Origin of the sequence: Acinetobacter sp. MF4640, from assembly GCF_002018895.1 — a bacterium.
Lineage (GTDB): Bacteria > Pseudomonadota > Gammaproteobacteria > Pseudomonadales > Moraxellaceae > Acinetobacter > Acinetobacter johnsonii.
Window position 1 is genome coordinate 1 of sequence record NZ_MVOM01000034.1, and the last position, 17,425, is coordinate 17,425.

The following is a 17,425-nucleotide window of genomic DNA, read 5'->3' on the forward strand; positions in this document are numbered from 1 at the left end:
CCCGATTAATGAGAGCGTGATTATAGGAAGACCAGTTGGTTGTACGATAAGTTTTAGGAGTAGGTTTATTCATTTTGAAATTATAGGACTGAATAAACCTTATAGGCTAGGTTTGTGCAACAAAGCCGATCAAAACTATCAAACACAAGTAGAATTACAAGCTTATCCGAGTTTTATGGAAAGCGTACCAACTAATGAGGCTGCAGTAATTAGAAAAGAATTAGCACTAAAATATTTTGGTAAAGAAATTGATGGATCCACTCACAAGGACATGTCTAACTTAATTTCTGATCAAATGAAAAATACAACTGAAATGATAAAAGCGACAACAGAAGTCCTAAAACAAAAATAATAAGGAGAGCCCTTTGATTAGGGCCCTCTTAATACCCCACCCAACTGCTCAATAACATCGTCCAACCCGTCCCAATCTTCAAACATATCTAGCTGCCCGATCTTGTACTTGTACGTTGCCCATTCTCCATCACGTGGAAAGCGCTGAATGCCTGTTTCTGAACGCCAAAGCTCGATCAATGCATCCCCATTGTCGTAATTAGGAATACCGCCTCTAGCCCACTCTGAGACCGTAGAAGCGCTCGACACTGGTAGTACGTCTGCAATCTTCTCATGTGTCCATTTCAAACGGCCTAAATCCAAGATCATTCGGTTGAAGTCAGGTCGCTTATAGCCACGGCGCTTGACTAGAAATTCTTTAACTTTCTTCTTCGTACGCTGATTGATAAAACGCGCGCGCGCGCGAGGAGACTGTGCAAACACTATAGAATCAACAACTAAATCACTCATTTTTGAAGCTCCAGAACTGTAATTTTTATAAGACCGCCTTTGATAACTTCCCCACGTTTTACGCTTAATTCATCGAATTGTTCGTCGTCTACGCATAGGCCACATTTCACAAGACTATCGATCGTTGCTTTTAAGAAATTATCGATGTCACGGCGTTGTTTATTGGGAAAGTGAAAAGTCACATCTAGTTTTAGACGTGCCATAGTGTTTAATTGCGGGATAGTCATAGCAACGAGATCATGAAAATCACGACCACGGTCACTAACTTTGCATGTACGTCCAGTACCCACCCAATAGTTGTTTACCGATGGTGGAGTTGATGGAATTTCACACTTTAAAATTACCTTTCCCTCTCCTTTCGTATTTGGCTCTGTAATCGCGTCTAAGGCTTGTTGATTTGCTTTACGTACCTTCGTATCATTTTTCTGTTTAGATTGCTGCAATGCGTTATTTTTTCGCTTTTCGTGGCGTTTTAAATGAAGTTCTAGCTCTCTTTCACTCATTCTCATGATTAAGCCCCGATTTCAGTTAATTTATTCATGAATGAGTAATTGGCCTTACCAACGTACTGACACCATCCCCAACCCTCACGCCAAAACATCCAAAGTCCTTTTTCGTTTTTCCAAACTGTGCCGTCTGCTTCGTAGTGAGTTGCCCCTTCAGGTTTGCTTTGAGAGTTCATAGGCTTGCCCCTAGATCAACCACAAAGCCCAGCTCATGCAGATATGGACCATAGATATCTGCGTATTCAGGTTTACGGATGTTTGAGCTAATCCGGGTTTCGAATGCTTTTTGAGATTCACCGACGTTTGAGTGCTTTGATTTGAAACTTTGGTAATTGCACAGCTCAGAAACGAAATAATTCACTTGTGCATCTGACAAGCCTTTGCTTTTCGGTTTTGAAGATTTAGCCTTAGGCGCTGAAAGTTTTTGAATGCGATAGATCCAGTAATTCATCCAACCTTGCGCCGTGGTTTTTTCTCGACTGGTAGACCACTGGGCAAAGTTTTTTAACTCACTCAGAATTTTTGAATCATCGAGTTTTGGATTGATTCGTTTTGCTTGGTCAGCAAGATCAGTTTGAATCGTGTAGACACCTGCAAGCTCTCTCAAGCTGTACAGATTTTTATTGTCCTCGTGGTATTCGACAGAATCGCTAAAGATTTCTGTTTCTGAGTTATCCACAGGAAGATCATCTTTTTTTATATTTTTAAATTTATATTTAATATTATCTTTCTTAGTGTGCCCATTTTCGGCAGTAGTGCTGTTGCCATTTTCGGCACTACCCTTATGCCAATTTTCGGCAGTAGTTCCATTTATAGGCAGTGCCGTTTTTAGGCATGGGTTAGTAACAGTAAACTTATTAGTTTTACCATCTTCACGGTGAACGGAAAGTAAACCCAAGCTCTCTAATTGCTTTACAGCTTCAAACAAAGTATGTGGCTTTTTAATAGCAGTTTTTTTAAGCAAAAATTTAGACTCAATAGCCCAATCTTTGCGACTAAATCCCTTGGTGAATCTATTAATAACTACATAACATTTAAGTGAATTGCCTGTCATTTTTGCTATGTAATCATCATCTACTAGATAGTTAGGCAAAGGCGTATAACCACTACCTTCAGGTTTGGTAGACATATCAGCCTCTTGCTTTGGCTGTGGTGACTTTTTAAATGGGATAACTTGTGCAGTATTCATATCTTCACAGCCCCCACCTTTCGTGTTAAATTCATCATCGGGTTCCAACCTAGTCGGTTACTTTTCGGAGTGAACGGCAAGAAAGTCCAATTGTTCGCGCAATTGGGCTTTTTTTTGTGCCTGTGGTTTTGGTGTGACATCTATAAAGCGTGGAGGAGCTTGAAGCTCAAAAGACGTGTCTACGGTATCTGTGGTCAGACGCATGAGTGATGCGAGATTATTTAAGCGTTCCCGAACTTCAGAGATATTCGACATGCCAAGACTTCTAATGTGCTCAGATAATGTTTTGCTATCAGACTTAGCAATTGCTTCTAAGTCCCGCTTTTCTTCGTACGTGCATTTAAAAGTGATGCTCTCGGTGAGTTTTTCAGACATGGGCTCACCTATTGAATTTTTGCTACACAAGCCAAATCAGCTTTTAGTTTATTTTTTGTCAGAATTTGAATACGCGCCTGTGTATCCAATGGGATGCCACGGTGTCTCCATTTGCTAATTGTTCCGCGAGTAACAGCTAAAACTGTTTTAGTAAGATGAATATCTTTATCAACACCGAAATGGTTCTTTAAATCATCAACGGTCATGTTTACCTCAATAAACCAATAGTTTCCATTAGTAAACCATAAGTTTCCACATTCTTCAATGTGTTTGTTTACTATAGGAAACATTAAACGGAGTGTTTTTATGGGTTCAATTAGAGATCGAATAATTCAAAGAATGACTGATCTAAAGCTCAAGCAGGTTGATTTAATGGAAGCAACAGGTGCAACGAAGGGAGCTGTATCAAAGTGGGTTTCAGGGACAAATGTGCCTAGATCTGAATTTATGCCCGCACTTGCACGGATTTTAAAAACATCTGAGAACTGGCTTTTAACTGGGAATTCAACGCCCGAACTTATGCAGGTTGAACCTTGGGATAGTAGTACCCCGCTTGATAATGACGAAGTGGAAATACCCTTCTTTAAAGATTTTTCATTTGCATGTGGTGGCGGCTCAATCAGTGAAGCAATTGCAAACGAAACGCGCAAATTGAGAATGTCAAAAGCAACGCTCAGAAACTTGTCTATTACAAAAGAGAATGCTGTTGCTGCCACGGCCATGGGCGACTCAATGAGTCCAACTATTAAAGATGGCGATACAATCCATTTAGATTTGGGCAGAAAAAATATTAAAGACGGTAAGATCTTTGCTATTTGCATTGGTGGTTTGTTCTACTGCAAACGCCTGTACAACTTGCCTTTAGGTGGTGTCCGTATTGTTTCTGACAATTCGACTGAGTTCCCTGAGCTTCATTTGAGCGAACAGGAAAGAATTGATCAACAATTTGAAATTATTGGATGGGTTTGGCAAATATCTAGTTTAGAAAATTGGTGACGTTATGATTGATTCATGGATTAACTATCAATATACAAACATATTTGGTTTTTTGATTTTTGCGTCAATCGCGTGGCTCGGAACAAAATCCGATATTGCAAAAGATATACTTGCTCTTCTTTTGGTCGTTTTATTACTAGTGCCAGTTCCATTGGTTATGTATGTACATTTCTCAAGATCGCACTGGATTGAGTTTATTTTTTGTGGATTTATACAAGCTGGCTTAACCTATTTATGCTTTATCTTTGTTCGCTATATGTTTAATTATCATAAGAATTCTAAGTATATTTTTTGGGAATAATAAAACTGCGAACCCGACGCAGTCCTTTGAATCAGGTGGAGATGATTGTGAATAATGAAGTAAAGCAAGCAATTGCACTTGAAATTGCTAAAATGAAAATGTCAGCCTTACACCAACATGATCAAAAACTTGGTATTAATGCTGATCTTTGGGTTGAGGAATTTCACAAAGCCTTAGAGCGAGTTTATGAAGCAGAGAGAAACTACGCTAAAGAAAAAAAGGCTATTCGCCAGCATTCTGATTATTAGTATTTTCCCATTCTTTAGGATATTCCCCTGTATTTATGAATTCCTCAGCAATCATGACATCGGGAATAATGCGCTCAATGCAATACCCCTCTGAAAGCATTGCTGTAACAATTTCTTTGCGCCATTCCGCTAATTGATTCTTATCCATAACAAACTCCATCTAACCCATCCCTGTGATGGGTTTTATTTTGTCTATTAAAGCATAAAGTTTCCTAATTAAAAATAATTTGTTTCCTATCATAAACTTTATGTTGACTTAAAAGTTTCCTTTGGTAAACTTTATCTCGTACCCACAAAAAAGCCCCGACGGTCTGGACAACTACGGAGCTTACTCAAAGAGCGAGATAAGTATGAAACAAACAGCATCACATAGTCAAACACCGACATTCGTTAAAAACGAAAGCAATACAAAGCCTGTGCTTTACCAGCACCCCACTCCTGCAGAAATGCGTACCCCTCGTTTAGCCATTATCAAGGCGAATGCTATCGAAGCTTTCATCTTCTTTGTGCTTGTCCTCTTAGGTTGGTTAGGTATTTCACTATTTGTTTCATTGGTTTTAGGGGGCTGATATGTCGACTGCCAATGAATGGAGAAAGCTAAGATCTAGATATAGCAGCATTAGCCAGTACTCCAAAAGACAGGTTCTGAAAAGCAAAAAAGACCTAGAAGATTTTGCTAACTGGCTTGTGGATCAAGGCGCTGAAATTCTCTTAAACCCATGCCAACACGAGTCATTACGTTTTTATCTAAATAATGAACTTGGCATCGTTTGGAGCAAAGGTTCAGGAAATTTACTAGCTCACGATATGGGGAGTAAATACAGCTCAAAGCAAAGCCGTAAACAACCAAAAATCAGTGCTGTGGTTTTTGAATACTGTTATTCATGCAAAGAATTACAAGAGCTTAGTGGTGACCAGTGTTCCGTTTGTCATAGCTACATCAAATTTTAGGAAATAAGAATATGAATGCATTTGTAGAACTACCGACTGCATCACTCATTGAAAAAATGAGCAATGAGGAATACCACTCACGCCCTGAGTTTAGCTCTAGCCAGTTAAAAGACATGCTGCGTTCAAGTGCTCACTTCTACTCAAACAACATTGCGAAAGAAGTTGAACGCGAAACCAAAACAGCTATGAGCTTTGGAACATTGGCACACACCCTGTTCTTAGAGCCTGAACAGTTTGAACATGAGTTCATTATCGCGCCTAAGTTTGACCGCCGTACAAAGGTTGGTAAAGAAGAGGCTTTGGCTTGGGAACATGCCAATCAAGGCAAAATTTTAGTTGATGCTGAACAGGTTGAAGGTGCAAAACGTATTGTGACCAACCTACAGAAACTCAGCTCTTATGCAGACATGCAGAACAACTACGGTATGCCTGAAGCAAGCATATTCTTTACCGATCCAATCTATGGCTTAGAACTTCGTATTCGTCCTGATTGGCACATTGCACCCTGTAAAGCCTTTCCAAACGGCTTGATCTTGGATTTAAAGACTACGACCGATGCACGTGCACATGCTTTCTCTAAAAAGTGTTCTGACTTTGGTTATGACCTTTCTGCAGTTATGTACCGTGAAGGCTTCCAGCAGTACTACCAAACAGAAGATAAACCGCCTTTTATTCTGTTAGTTGCTGAGAGTTCAATTCCGCACAACGTCAAGCAGTACAAGGCAGCAGACCTATTTTTAAGTGTTGGTGAATCTCGATACAACAAATCAAAAGAATTACTGGCTGAGTCTCTTCTTATCAATGAATGGGACGGCTACTCACTCGAAATGGAAGATTTATTCCTTCCGCAATACATGACTAAACAAGCTTTAGAAAACGATTTTAACTAATTAGGAATTTTAAAAATGAATGCTCAAACTCAAATCTCGAACTCAAACCAATCAGTCGGACTATTAAACCTTGAAGCTTTTGAACTGTCTCAACGTATTGCAAAAATGCTGTCCAGTTCAACACTGGTGCCGGAACAGTACCGCGCAACAATTCAAAAGAAAGCTGGTAAAGATGAATATGGCAACCAGTTATGGCGCGAAGAACCAAACCCAAATGGTTTATCTAACTGTGTAATCGCTCTAAATATGTCTAATCGCATGGGTGCTGATCCACTCATGGTTATGCAAAACCTTTATCTGGTGAATGGTCGCCCCTCTTGGTCATCTCAGTTCATTATGGCTGGTATTAATAGCAGCGGACGTTTCTCTGCCCTTCGTTTTGAATTGGAAGATTTGGGCGAAAAAGAAGTTGAATGCGTGGAAACTGTTTGGGAAAACCGCAAACCAAAGAAAATATCTAAAACTGTCAAAATTCATGATTTTAGCTGTGTGGCCTGGGCTATCGAACGTGAAACTGGTGAACGCTTAGAGTCATCAAAAATCACAATTGAGATGGCTGTTAAGGAGGGTTGGTACACCAAAGAAGGTAGCAAATGGCAAACAATGTCAGAGCAAATGCTTCGCTACCGTGCTGCCTCATTCTTTGGTCGTGTCTATGCGCCTGAATTGCTGATGGGTTTACGCTCAGCTGAGGAAGAACAGGACCGCATTATTGATGTAACACCAGAAGCGGAATCAAAAGTAATTAATGCATCTGATTTTAAGCACATTAAAGGATTAATTTTAAAAGCTAAGTCGTTGGATAGCCTAGAAGAACTGGAAAGCAGCATTTATGCCTTATCTGATGAATCAGAACGCAATGAATTGATCAAGCTATGGAAAGCCAATGCTGATAAATACAAAGTTACTGATGTTGGTGTTCCTGCAAAAAAGCCTGAGCCTGAAAAGGAAGAAGCACCACCAGTAGAAGAACCGGCACAAGAGAAAAAACCACGTGCCCAAACCAAAAAAGCTGTAATTCAGGAAGATGATGAAAAGTATCAGACACTGCTCACAGATCTTATCGAACGCTCTAAAGCAGCAAAGACAGCAAATGAGGTTAGTGCATTAGTTAAATATACAAATGCTTGGTCTGCCGAACAGCGTGCCCCGCTTCATGAGGCAATTGCTAAACGTCTAGCAGAAATTAAAACAAATGAGCCAGCGTCAACTCAAGAAGTACCAGCAGTAAACGAGATTAAGTCAGCTCAGATCATTGGCGGTCTAAAAATCCAAATCGGTAATGCCCAAAATATTACTGAACTGGAAGCTGTTGCAAAAACCATTCGGGACAATAAGCCAAACCTTACGCCTGACCATATGAACGATGTACTTAACGTCTATGCAGCACGTAAACAGTTCTTAGAAAATCAACTATCCATGTTTGATACAGACGATACCCCTTGGGTAGATAAAGCGATTGCTGAAATTGAAGCTGCCAAAAACCAAGATGAAATTAACAACATCTTTATCGATCCAATGTATGAGGAACAGTCTGATCCTGACCAGCAACGCATTACTAATGCCGCACAAAAACGCGAATCAGAGCTTTTCGGTAATTAATTAGATAAGGCCGTACTGAGTGCGGCCAATTAGGTGGTGAAATGATTGAATGGATTGATTACACGAAACAATCACCTCGCATTGATGGTCGTTATCAAATCTTTATTGCGAGTGAACAGCTAACTGCTGAATATAAACACCCTTTTGGCTTTGCTTGCCCAATTGATGGCTGCGCTTTTGTTCAAGAGTTAATTACACACTGGGCGTTATTACCAGAGCCACCCAAAGGGGAATCATGATGGGATTATCAAAATACACAATCACTATTGAGGCTGACTCCCCACCACAAGTCATGCTTGGGCAGAACATTGGTGGTGGTATTGTCAAAGAGTTGAAAGAAGTTGAGATGGAGTTAGTATCTGCTACTAAATTAGCGGAAAAATATAATCTATCAACGACAACCATCCGTGAGCGCCTTGCATCTATTAATCAAGGTACACAAGGGAAATGCTTGTACAACCCTCGCCTAGCGCACGGCATACTGACAACAAAAAATAAAAGAGGCAGACCGAGAGCTAATTAGCTCTCGCTGTCATTAAACATTTCAACTAGGTCCTGAGCGTCTGGATTGTAGTAAGTGTTAATTAATATCCCAATCGTTTTATGCCCGGTGATCTTTGCTAAAACCTCAACTGGTAATTTCCGAACCTTAACCATTCTTGTGATTGCTTCATGCCGTGAATCGTGGAAATTAATGTGAGGTAGATTCGCCCTTTTTTTAGCTCTTACCCACGTTGCGCAACATATATCCTTGTCGATTGGTACCAGAACGTCATTATTCACAGGCAATAATGAAAGCAGACGCTTTGCTTCTTTCGATAAAGGAACGTTTCGAGACTCGCCATTTTTAGTCATCGGCAGATGTACAAAACCATCTCTCAAATCTGATCTGCGCATTGCCAGTATTTCACCTTGTCGCATTGCTGTTTCAAGCGCAAATAGAAATGCCCATGCTACATAGTGCTTTGACTTCTCAGGTGTAGACACACCATCCCAATCCAACGCTTTAAGCAACACTTCTTGCTGTTCAGGCATAATCCGCTGATTTCGTGATTTTTCCTTACTTGGCATCGGTACAGTTTGCCAAACATTCGACTCAATTAAAAAAAGCTCTTTCAAGGCATAAGTGAAAACAGCCGAATAAATAGCATGCTCATTTCTTAAGGTTGATACTTTAACTTCCTTTTTCCGCTTATTTCGCCATTCAACAATGTCGCTGGGCTTAAAATCATAGATAGACTTATCGGCAACATTGGGTGCTATGCGATCAAGGTTTTTAATCTTGAGCATAATTGTTCTAGCAGAGCGCATATGTCTGCCGTGCTCTTGGTAGTACTTATCGCATAATTGCCGAAATGGGTATGCTGGCTTTATTCCTTGTTCTAGATTAGCCTTACCTGTTTTAAGCTCTAGCAGTTTGATTGATGCCCAGTGCTCGCACTCTTTTGCTGTATCTCTGGTCACTGAGTATCGCTGCTTGTCAAAAGTAACAGTGATACGCCAAGTTGACCCACGTTGTATTGGTTTCGGAAGCTTCATTTTTCTTGGTGCAGATTTGGTGCAGATTGCCTTTTATTCTATCGAGAATGTAGTAAAAGGAAAGAAAATAAAGGGAATTTAGTGCAGATAAAAAATGGATTTTTGTTTTTCTTCATTTAAACCAATCTCATAACATATTGTTTTATAAATTTTATTTTTAAAATATTTTTTATATTTGGTGCTAAATTCTTTAGATACCACCTAAAATCATTGTATACTACCTTTTTATTATGAAGTCCGAATGTACCAAGCAAGATTTGGACATTCCTCTAGTGAAGTTTGATGAGTACTTTATTACTAATTACCTCCGCACCGAGTTCGATTCATGCATGGCATGCTTTAGGTTTAGCACAAGCATTTCAAGCGAAAAATCAACCCTTTCGAGTGTTTTTCTACCAAGATGCTGTTCAAGTTGCCAATGCCCTGCAATGGGTACCTGACGACCAACGGAATCTATGTTCTGAGTGGCAAAAACTCGCCATTCGCCTACCCGTTTGTGTAAGTGCAGCCTTAGCCCGAGGAATTACCGATGCCGAAAATGCACAGCGTCATCAGTTAGCACAGCATAATCTTGCTACAGGTTTTGACTTGGTAGGCCTAGGGGAACTGGCCGATGCTGTTCAGTCTGCAGAGCGCTTAATTCAATTCTAAGTGCTAAGTTTTCAAGAATTTGTTGCTTTTAAAAGGTATATTGTGTGAAATCTGTACTGGTTATTTTAACCCAAGCCAATTTGAACTCTTTGCAGGTGCATGAAAGCCTGTCTGCAACGATGGTTCTTGCAACTTTTGGCTGTGAAGTCAAAGTCTTATTACAAGATGCTGCACTCAGCTTATTAAACAATGCTCAATCATTTGAACCCTTAAAACATGCGTTTAAACTGGCTTCAAATATGGTGGATAGCTTTGAGTTTTATGACTTAAGCCCGATTTGGATTGAAACCAAAAATCAAGCTTCTGCCTTTGTTCAACAAACAGAGCAAGAAATTGAATGTGTTGAACTCAATGCCAATTTAATACAACAGTTTGACCATGTATTGTATTGGTAAGGAAACAATTATGAGCAAAACACTTTATCTCGTGCAGTCTCCATTTTCCGCGACGGAACAAGCGCTGAGTAAATTACAAAACCTGTATCAATCAGGGGATGATGTGGTTTTAATGGGAGATGTAGCCCTGTATATACAGCATACTTTTATTCAGCAGTTAGCCTGTATATTTGTGCTTGAGCAGGATGCTGGAAATATCGCTGCTGCCCATCCGAGTAACCTAGAAACCATCAGCTATGCTAGATTTTCTGAGCTATGCTTAAGCCATAGTCGTTGTATCAGTTTGAAATAATTTTGAGTGTTTAGATGAATTTAGAATTAGACCAAGATGGTCATTTGGTTGATTACACCATTTGGAATCAAGAGGTTGCAAAAGAGCTAGCAAAATCTTTAGAGCTTGAATTGACTGATTGGCACTTTGAAATCCTCATGGCAGTACGTCAGTTTTACCAACAGTTTGGACACTCACCTGCAACACGTCCACTGATTAAGTTTTTAATGAAGACAGTCCGTGCAGACATCAATAATGCCATACTACAAGAAAAGTTTAATACTGGGCTTGTAGCGCGCCATCTGAGTCGTTTGGCAGGCGTGCCAAAACCTGCAAACTGTTTATAAACTTAAGCTTGTTTAACGTCTGATTGAACAGCTAAAGCATCGACATAAACCTGTGTCGGTATCGCTTTGATGTCTTTGGCATGTATGGCATCACCACATTCGTTACAAACCAAATGTGGCTGAATGCTATGCCCACAGGTTTTATGAATAAATTGCACGGGACGACCTAAGCCCTCGTCCATCCATTGATCGGCCCATATTGCCATGGACATCAGCACTGGGTATAAAGCTAGGCCTTTTTCAGTCAGACAATATTCAAAGCGCTCTTGGCGGTCTGTATAGGGTCTTTTCTCCAAAATATCATGTTCAACCAAGCGCTTTAAACGCTCAGAAAGCACATGGCGAGTGACGCCTAAGTTTTGTTGAAAACTTTCAAAACGGCGTGCACCCAAGAATGCATTTCGTAAAATCAACATCGTCCACCGATCACCAATCACCGACAGCGTTCGTGCAATTGAACACGGTTGTTCCCCGATCTCATCCCATTTCATTGTAAAAAACCAAGTCTCTCTTAGTTCTAACGTTAAAAGATTTAAGAGCATAAGAAAAGCTCTTTTTACCCAGCTTTTCTTATGTTGTTTTCACATTTTAGAAGGCTCAAAGACATCTGAACGTCATGAAGACCTAAGCACAGCTCATTTCAGTATTTTGAGGTTGGTCAGTGATCATAAAATCTTCCATTCCCAGCTCACCTTTTTGATATTCATTGAGACGTTTTTGAATGACATAATACAGCGCCTTTTTGTGCACTTTTGACAGGTGCATTTGTTGAAGTTGTTGCTTCAAATGCCCTAACAACACATCTATGGGCTGTTCCTCTTCTTCCATCAAATACAAATAGCCAAAGATCGCACCACTTAATAGTGCTTCAAAAGAAAATTCATGCGAGACATTGTACGCGACCGATGAAAATACACGTTCAAATGCGCTCAACTTACGCAGTGGATCACGTCCAACCCGACGACATGGGTCTTTATAGGCATACTGACAAGATTGATCAAAACTTCGGGCTAAGCGCGTTAAATCATTTTTGCGTTTTGGTAGATAATGCGCCAGACCTTGCGTCACTTCTGCAAGCAGTTTTTCAACATAATACTGCACTCGCGGATCGCCCATCGCTACACCAATGGTCTGATGTCCGAGTAGGCTTGCATACCACGCAGTCATGGCATGTACGCCATTCAATAAACGGTTTTTAATGAGCTGAATATCTGAAATTTGATCTACCAAGATCATTTGACGCATTTTACTGAGTAAGGAGCTTTTATTTTCCACATAGATCGGCATATCCATTTCAGCATTGAAAAGAATTAAATCCATATGTTGTAAAATATGACTCGGTTGAAAATTTTGTCTTAAATCTTCTACATATTCACTGGCACGGCGCTCTTGTTCTGCACTGAGCTTACTAACATCTTCAACTTCAATTTGATTACTCTCGTCATCAAGTTGATATTGCTTAAAAATATTGTATTTAATGCATAATTGACGATATAGATTTTTATCGCTCAGCTTAGACACCATACGGTTCACCACCGTATCGCAGAAATAGTGCTGCTCTAAAATAAAGTCAGCAACAGCATGGTCTGTTAACTCTACCAATGTTTTACGCACTTGCTCTAGAACCAACTGCTTAGCACCAATTTTATTTAAGATAATTAACAGCGTCAGTGGAGTTTTAACTTGCTCGTCTTGCGCCAGATAGCGTGCATAGAGGCCCTGTGCAATGGTTGCAGCTTCACTGGCTAATGCATTTTCAGCTAAACAAATCGCAATTAAACTCGACTCGACGTACATGGCATGCATTTGCTGTAAATCTTCAGCATCGATAATATGCATATTTTCAATACGTTCATCATAAGACACTTGTCCATAACGTATGCAATATGCGCCAAAAGCATTTACGGCTGAACGGTATAAACTGTTACGTGTAGACGCATAGATTTTTTTAGGACGCGTATAGCCATCCCAATGCGACAAGATTTGTGCAATATAGCCTCCGCCAATGGCGCCAAATCCATGAATCCCCACAGTTAGTTGATTTAAAGTTTGAGGAAAGCTTTCTTGTAAATTGGGCATTTCCAGATGTGAGCTATAGATATCTAATTCCGTTAGATAATCATACATATTTTCAAAATAATAATTGGCATGTGCCAACATGCTTGCATTGGGTTCCTTAATATCTTTGAACAGTACACAGATACCCCCAGCATCATGTGCCGAACGGATACCATTTTCAGAGTCTTCAAACATAAAACACTGCGCAGGTTCAAGGTTTAGTTTTTGCGCTGCACTTAAAAAAATTTCAGGATGTGGTTTTCCCTTTTCAACCTCATCACCACACACCAAGACGTCAAAAAACTTATAAACATTGGCATTGATTAAATACTCTTCAGCAATCGCTCTTCGGCTAGAAGTCGCCACGGCCATACGTAATCCTGCTTTACGTAAGCGTTCTAGAACTTGTACCAAACCTTTTTTAATCGGCACACCATATTGGCGCACTGTTTCTAATTCTAATTCATCTGCTCGCTTACGAATCTCTGCATAGGGAACTTCCTGTCCATATTGCTTTTGCGCCAAGGCTTCCGCACTTCGAGCGCTTAAGCCTAAACATGCCATAAGGTAGGCATCTGAAAACTCGACCCCAATTAGCTCTTTGGATGCCTGTTTCAAGGTTTGAAACCGTAAACGCTCGGTATCAAACATTGTTCCATCCATGTCAAAAAGCGCACCGTGCACAATATCATTCTTAAATTTAAACATTTAGCCTCCGTTTTTATGTTTGCACTTAGACTATACAAAAATCGGGCACAGAGACTTTGATCTGATTTTATGAAACATTTTTGTTTACTTATTAATCAATAAATTGGTATTTAGACATTTTTTTGTAAGCATAAGGTAACACTAGGTAATCAAAACGTAACCAGAGTGATCATTTTTTAATAAAGCGTGTCTGAAGATGAAATATCTAAAAATGAATTTGATCTTTATATTCATCAATGATCGATAACCATGCACGTGTTGCAGGATTCATCACCACGGTTGAATTCCATGCCATATTTAAGTTCCAACGCAAGCTGGGTTGTTCCACTAAACTGACACTGAATTTTGCGCGATCTAACTGCTCACAATAAATTTGCGGCAATAAAGCAATACCGACACCTGACTCGACCATTTTGGCAATAAAGTCCCACTGGCTACTTTTGCATAATACTTTGGGTTCAAAGCCAGCCGCCATTGCAGCATCTAGAATCACATGGTTTAAAGTAAAGGTGTCTGCATACAGTAAAAATGACTCTTCTTTAAGTTCAGCAAACTGCACCACATCGCGCTTTCTCCACTGTGAATCGTAGTTGGAAAGCAAACACAACGGTGAATCGATAATTTGAATACCTTGAATACTGGGTTTTAACTCGCCCAATAAAATCCCAACGTCAATTTTTTTGGCCAAAATGGCTTCTTCAATGCCTGTTGCACCGACTTCTAAAAAGTTCAATTCAATGTTGGGATACAATTTGTGAAATTTAACAATTAAGGAACTCAACAATACTGAACCTAAAGGTGGCAAACCCAATCTCAGCACACCTTGTTTCAGTCCACGAATTTGATCTGCAGCTTCAAAGATCTGTTGCTCCTGCTGCAAAATCTGCACAGCATGTAAATAGACTTGTTCTCCCATATAAGTCAGTTTGACTTCTCGCTTTCGCCCTGCTTCACCTTTATGAAATAGAGGCAGCCCTATCTCATCTTCTAACTGTTTTAAAGATTTACTAATAGTGGGTTGAGTAACAGATAGTTCCTCCGCAGCAAGACTAAAACTGTGACTTTTCACCAGCTGCACAAATATTTTTAGCGCTTTAAAATCCAAAATTATTCCAATTAAGCATAATTATTATTTTATTATTCATAATTACAAGATCTGGTCAAACTTAAAATAGCACCAACAACTTATACTCTGTGGCCTTCCAATGCGTTCGTTCAAATTGCCTTATCGTTCTACTCTTCAAGTAGGTTTACTGATTGGGATTTGGTATATCGGAACGCTGATACAAGTCGCCCTGTCTTTACCGATATCAGGTGGGGTCGTGGGTCTAACGCTTTTACTTATTTCTCTGTTAGCGGGTCTATTTAAGCTGGACTGGATTAAGTCAGGTTCGGATTTACTTTTAGCTGAACTGTTGTTGTTTTTTATCCCCTGTATTATTGGCTTAATCAAATATAAACATCTTTTTCTCACCCAAGGTTGGCAACTGGTTTTATCTATTGTCCTTGGAACCATTTGCGTCATGATCTGCACTGCATACTGTGTTTTCTTGGGCTTTAAGCTTGAGGCCAAGTTTCAAAAAAAGCCCAAGCAGGCACATCAGTTGAAAAATCAAATTTAAGGAACGATCATGCATATTCATTTCGTTGCCTTGATCTGTTTTATCGGAACGGTACTGGCCTATCTTTGGGGTAAAAAGTTTTATCAGAAACACCCGTATGTATTGCTCTCACCAGCGGTTTTTATTCCCTGTCTGATTATTTTATGTCTGGTGTTTTTCAACATTCAGTATGACAACTATATGTATTACAGCAAATGGTTAGTCTGGATGTTAGGTCCTGCAACGGTCGCATTTGCCATCCCGATCTATGAATATCGCAAAGTCATTCAGCAGCATGCTTTTTCGATTGCTTTAGGCATTATCGTGGGTATGTTGGTTGGCGTAGTCAGCTCTTTTTACTTGGCACGTTTATTCCATTTTGATGCTGTGACCAGTTACAGTCTGATGAGCCGCTCTATCTCTACCCCTTTTGCCATGGAAGTCACACAAGCCGTCGGAGGCTCAGTCGAGCTTGTGATTTTATTCACCGTGATTACGGGTATCGTTGGTGGACTCTTGGCTAACAGCGTATTACTTGTTCTAAAATTGGATTCTAAATTTGCTCAAGGTGCGTCATTGGGAAGTGCCGCACATGGTTTTGGTACCAGTACTGCTTTCAGACGTCATAAAGAAGAAGGTGTCGCGGCCTGTCTCAGTATGGTTTTAGCTGGTATTTTCATGGTGCTGTTTGGCCCAAGTTTAATTCACGCTGTCGTTTATCTTCTTGGTTAATCCTCTTCGATCAAGGATCTCATGCCACACTACTGAGATCCTTGTTGGCTTGTATGTGTTTAAAGCTAAAGTACAGAATTAGCCCCGTCATCAACGCCAATAAAAAATAATAGGGTAAATGCTGATTCCACTGATATAAGCCTGTACTTAACAACGGTGCAAAAACGAAACTCAGTGCTTGCGTAGCTGTGCATAAACTGGCAATTTTAGTTTGTAGCGTGGTTGGTGCGGTTTGGGCTGCCCCTGTGGTAAAAGCTGGAATTAAACAGGCCACGGCGATACCATAAAAAATATAAGCCGCTTGAAAAGTCCAAATCTGACTGGCACTCAGTGAAAGTAATAAACCTAAAACCATCGTCACAAGGCCTACCCAAAGCAATGGTTTAATTGACCATTTAAACCATTTTGAAATCGCCAATTGCATCAAAACGAGCGCTATCCCCACAATCAATGAACACTGAGAAAAATACATTGCACTCTGATAGGTATCGAAATGGAATCGATCTTGGATATAAAAACCAGCGGTTAAATTCAGGGTGACAATCGCAACATATAAGCTAAAGCCCAACAATAACCAAATCCCTAACTTTGACCATTGCAGCTTTTCTGTAGGCACGTCTTGTAATTTAGCTGTGGTTTCATCTCGTTCTTGTGTCTGTGACGCTTGCTTTCCTTGAAAGCCTAGTACAATCCAAGCCGCCATACCAGTTAAAATAGCCACTGCGCCCCATAACGGTGTCAACATACTCCATGTCAGCAATAATGTCGTCGCTAAAGGACCTATCACCACGCCTAAACTGTTCAGCGCGCCAAACTTCGCCATATTCTGGCTACGTTCCTGCTCACTTTGAAAAGCCGTCATGACATAACTTTGCAGCGCAATTTGTGGCATCGCCATAAAAAAGCCAGTACTGGCACGGGTCAATATCAATAAACTAAACAAAGCAGCAAATGAAATGGCATAACTCAGCCCATAACTGAGTACCGCCGCAAATAAGCCCCAAGTGATCGCCATACCGATAAAACCGATACTTAAAAGCTGATAAATACTAAATTTTTGGGTTTGTTTAGAAATATAAATAGCTGAGATGGCCATCACCAAAGCACCAGCCGAAACCAATGTACCCCCTTGCAGTTCCGTCAGCCCCAGTTGCCGAATAAACGGTGCAAGTAAAGGTAAAATCATCGAAAAACAAGCGCCATTGGCAAGGCTGCCTGCAATAAAGATTTTGTTATTGCTATTCATTTTATTATTTAAACCATT

At 40.1% G+C, this 17,425-nt stretch carries 26 protein-coding genes and 1 pseudogene; 15 read left to right on the forward strand and 12 right to left on the reverse strand.

Going from position 1 to position 17,425, the window contains the following annotated elements:
- Positions 1-352 (forward strand): annotated as a pseudogene (locus tag MF4640_RS19715) (hypothetical protein); the annotation flags it as partial.
- 17 nt (positions 353-369) lie between these two features.
- On the opposite strand, the gene MF4640_RS11980 reads toward MF4640_RS19715, so the two are convergent.
- The 6 genes from MF4640_RS11980 to MF4640_RS12000 are packed head-to-tail and all read right to left on the reverse strand — an operon-like array spanning position 370 to position 3,077.
- Entirely contained in the window at positions 370-801 is a 432-nt protein-coding gene (locus tag MF4640_RS11980) for a hypothetical protein (protein ID WP_078389717.1), read from the reverse strand.
- Positions 798-1,310, reverse strand: a complete 513-nt coding sequence (locus MF4640_RS11985; protein WP_078389718.1) for a RusA family crossover junction endodeoxyribonuclease — start codon at positions 1,308-1,310, stop codon at positions 798-800. The genes MF4640_RS11980 and MF4640_RS11985 overlap by 4 nt, the downstream gene beginning before the upstream one ends.
- A gap of 2 nt (positions 1,311-1,312) precedes the next feature.
- Positions 1,313-1,483: a hypothetical protein gene (locus tag MF4640_RS19440; RefSeq protein ID WP_171263882.1), complete on the reverse strand. Its 171-nt coding sequence runs from the start codon at positions 1,481-1,483 to the stop codon at positions 1,313-1,315.
- The gene (locus MF4640_RS11990) at positions 1,480-2,496 is read right to left on the reverse strand and encodes a replication protein (protein WP_078389719.1); all 1,017 of its coding nucleotides are present in this window, start codon (positions 2,494-2,496) and stop codon (positions 1,480-1,482) included. The genes MF4640_RS19440 and MF4640_RS11990 overlap by 4 nt, the downstream gene beginning before the upstream one ends.
- Positions 2,497-2,553: 57 nt before the next feature.
- A complete protein-coding gene (locus MF4640_RS11995) occupies positions 2,554-2,871 on the reverse strand; it encodes a hypothetical protein (RefSeq protein ID WP_078389720.1) in 318 nt (105 codons plus the stop codon).
- 8 nt (positions 2,872-2,879) lie between these two features.
- Positions 2,880-3,077, reverse strand: coding sequence for a hypothetical protein (locus MF4640_RS12000; RefSeq protein ID WP_078389753.1), 198 nt, complete (start codon positions 3,075-3,077; stop codon positions 2,880-2,882).
- 100 nt (positions 3,078-3,177) lie between these two features.
- Between MF4640_RS12000 and MF4640_RS12005 the strand changes: the two genes are divergently transcribed.
- Positions 3,178-3,867 carry a helix-turn-helix transcriptional regulator gene (locus MF4640_RS12005; RefSeq protein WP_078389721.1) on the forward strand — a complete coding sequence of 230 codons (690 nt, stop codon included), beginning with the start codon at positions 3,178-3,180 and terminating at the stop codon, positions 3,865-3,867.
- A 348-nt stretch (positions 3,868-4,215) separates the two neighbouring features.
- Positions 4,216-4,416: a hypothetical protein gene (locus MF4640_RS12015; protein ID WP_153042477.1), complete on the forward strand. Its 201-nt coding sequence runs from the start codon at positions 4,216-4,218 to the stop codon at positions 4,414-4,416.
- On the opposite strand, the gene MF4640_RS19290 is transcribed toward MF4640_RS12015, so the two are convergent.
- Positions 4,391-4,564 carry a hypothetical protein gene (locus MF4640_RS19290; protein WP_161944381.1) on the reverse strand — a complete coding sequence of 58 codons (174 nt, stop codon included), beginning with the start codon at positions 4,562-4,564 and terminating at the stop codon, positions 4,391-4,393. The genes MF4640_RS12015 and MF4640_RS19290 overlap by 26 nt on opposite strands.
- A gap of 202 nt (positions 4,565-4,766) precedes the next feature.
- Between MF4640_RS19290 and MF4640_RS12025 the strand changes: the two genes are divergently transcribed.
- From MF4640_RS12025 to MF4640_RS12050, 6 genes are read left to right on the forward strand one after another with little or no spacing between them, the layout of a single operon-like run.
- Positions 4,767-4,985, forward strand: coding sequence for a hypothetical protein (locus MF4640_RS12025; protein ID WP_078389725.1), 219 nt, complete (start codon positions 4,767-4,769; stop codon positions 4,983-4,985).
- Position 4,986: 1 nt separating this feature from the next.
- Entirely contained in the window at positions 4,987-5,367 is a 381-nt protein-coding gene (locus MF4640_RS12030; protein WP_078389726.1) for a hypothetical protein, read from the forward strand.
- Between the two features lie 11 nt (positions 5,368-5,378).
- Positions 5,379-6,257: a PD-(D/E)XK nuclease-like domain-containing protein gene (locus MF4640_RS12035; RefSeq protein WP_078389727.1), complete on the forward strand. Its 879-nt coding sequence runs from the start codon at positions 5,379-5,381 to the stop codon at positions 6,255-6,257.
- A 15-nt stretch (positions 6,258-6,272) separates the two neighbouring features.
- On the forward strand, positions 6,273-7,859 hold the full coding sequence (locus MF4640_RS12040; protein WP_078389728.1) for a hypothetical protein: 1,587 nt from the start codon (positions 6,273-6,275) through the stop codon (positions 7,857-7,859).
- A 41-nt stretch (positions 7,860-7,900) separates the two neighbouring features.
- Positions 7,901-8,098, forward strand: coding sequence for a hypothetical protein (locus MF4640_RS12045; protein WP_004979933.1), 198 nt, complete (start codon positions 7,901-7,903; stop codon positions 8,096-8,098).
- A complete protein-coding gene (locus MF4640_RS12050; RefSeq protein ID WP_078389729.1) occupies positions 8,098-8,382 on the forward strand; it encodes an HTH domain-containing protein in 285 nt (94 codons plus the stop codon). Before MF4640_RS12045 ends, MF4640_RS12050 begins: the two co-directional genes overlap by 1 nt.
- On the opposite strand, the gene MF4640_RS12055 is transcribed toward MF4640_RS12050, so the two are convergent.
- Positions 8,379-9,398, reverse strand: coding sequence for a tyrosine-type recombinase/integrase (locus MF4640_RS12055; protein WP_078389730.1), 1,020 nt, complete (start codon positions 9,396-9,398; stop codon positions 8,379-8,381). The two genes, MF4640_RS12050 and MF4640_RS12055, sit on opposite strands and share 4 nt — an antisense overlap.
- Before the next feature lie 282 nt (positions 9,399-9,680).
- Here MF4640_RS12055 and tusD point away from each other — a divergent pair, with 282 nt between their 5' ends.
- From tusD to MF4640_RS12075, 4 genes are read left to right on the forward strand one after another with little or no spacing between them, the layout of a single operon-like run.
- Positions 9,681-10,049 carry a sulfurtransferase complex subunit TusD gene (gene tusD, locus MF4640_RS12060; protein WP_078389731.1) on the forward strand — a complete coding sequence of 123 codons (369 nt, stop codon included), beginning with the start codon at positions 9,681-9,683 and terminating at the stop codon, positions 10,047-10,049.
- A gap of 44 nt (positions 10,050-10,093) precedes the next feature.
- Positions 10,094-10,444 carry a hypothetical protein gene (locus tag MF4640_RS12065; protein WP_010326623.1) on the forward strand — a complete coding sequence of 117 codons (351 nt, stop codon included), beginning with the start codon at positions 10,094-10,096 and terminating at the stop codon, positions 10,442-10,444.
- Between the two features lie 10 nt (positions 10,445-10,454).
- Entirely contained in the window at positions 10,455-10,736 is a 282-nt protein-coding gene (locus tag MF4640_RS12070; RefSeq protein ID WP_078389732.1) for a DsrH/TusB family sulfur metabolism protein, read from the forward strand.
- Positions 10,737-10,750: 14 nt separating this feature from the next.
- Positions 10,751-11,062, forward strand: a complete 312-nt coding sequence (locus tag MF4640_RS12075) for a TusE/DsrC/DsvC family sulfur relay protein (protein WP_078389733.1) — start codon at positions 10,751-10,753, stop codon at positions 11,060-11,062.
- 2 nt (positions 11,063-11,064) lie between these two features.
- On the opposite strand, the gene MF4640_RS12080 is transcribed toward MF4640_RS12075, so the two are convergent.
- The 3 genes from MF4640_RS12080 to MF4640_RS12090 form a co-directional block, all read right to left on the reverse strand.
- The gene (locus MF4640_RS12080) at positions 11,065-11,553 is read right to left on the reverse strand and encodes a winged helix-turn-helix transcriptional regulator (protein ID WP_078389734.1); all 489 of its coding nucleotides are present in this window, start codon (positions 11,551-11,553) and stop codon (positions 11,065-11,067) included.
- A 133-nt stretch (positions 11,554-11,686) separates the two neighbouring features.
- Positions 11,687-13,828: a bifunctional mannitol-1-phosphate dehydrogenase/phosphatase gene (mtlD, locus tag MF4640_RS12085; protein ID WP_078389735.1), complete on the reverse strand. Its 2,142-nt coding sequence runs from the start codon at positions 13,826-13,828 to the stop codon at positions 11,687-11,689.
- 205 nt (positions 13,829-14,033) lie between these two features.
- Positions 14,034-14,933 carry a LysR substrate-binding domain-containing protein gene (locus MF4640_RS12090; protein WP_005399541.1) on the reverse strand — a complete coding sequence of 300 codons (900 nt, stop codon included), beginning with the start codon at positions 14,931-14,933 and terminating at the stop codon, positions 14,034-14,036.
- A gap of 100 nt (positions 14,934-15,033) precedes the next feature.
- Here MF4640_RS12090 and MF4640_RS12095 point away from each other — a divergent pair, with 100 nt between their 5' ends.
- Together MF4640_RS12095 and MF4640_RS12100 are read left to right on the forward strand one after the other, a co-directional pair.
- Positions 15,034-15,450, forward strand: a complete 417-nt coding sequence (locus tag MF4640_RS12095) for a CidA/LrgA family protein (protein ID WP_005399542.1) — start codon at positions 15,034-15,036, stop codon at positions 15,448-15,450.
- A 9-nt stretch (positions 15,451-15,459) separates the two neighbouring features.
- The gene (locus tag MF4640_RS12100; RefSeq protein WP_005399543.1) at positions 15,460-16,161 is read left to right on the forward strand and encodes an LrgB family protein; all 702 of its coding nucleotides are present in this window, start codon (positions 15,460-15,462) and stop codon (positions 16,159-16,161) included.
- A gap of 19 nt (positions 16,162-16,180) precedes the next feature.
- Here the strand turns inward: MF4640_RS12100 and MF4640_RS12105 are convergent, their stop codons facing one another.
- Positions 16,181-17,407, reverse strand: coding sequence for an MFS transporter (locus MF4640_RS12105; protein ID WP_005399544.1), 1,227 nt, complete (start codon positions 17,405-17,407; stop codon positions 16,181-16,183).
- Between the last annotated feature and the right edge of the window lie 18 nt (positions 17,408-17,425).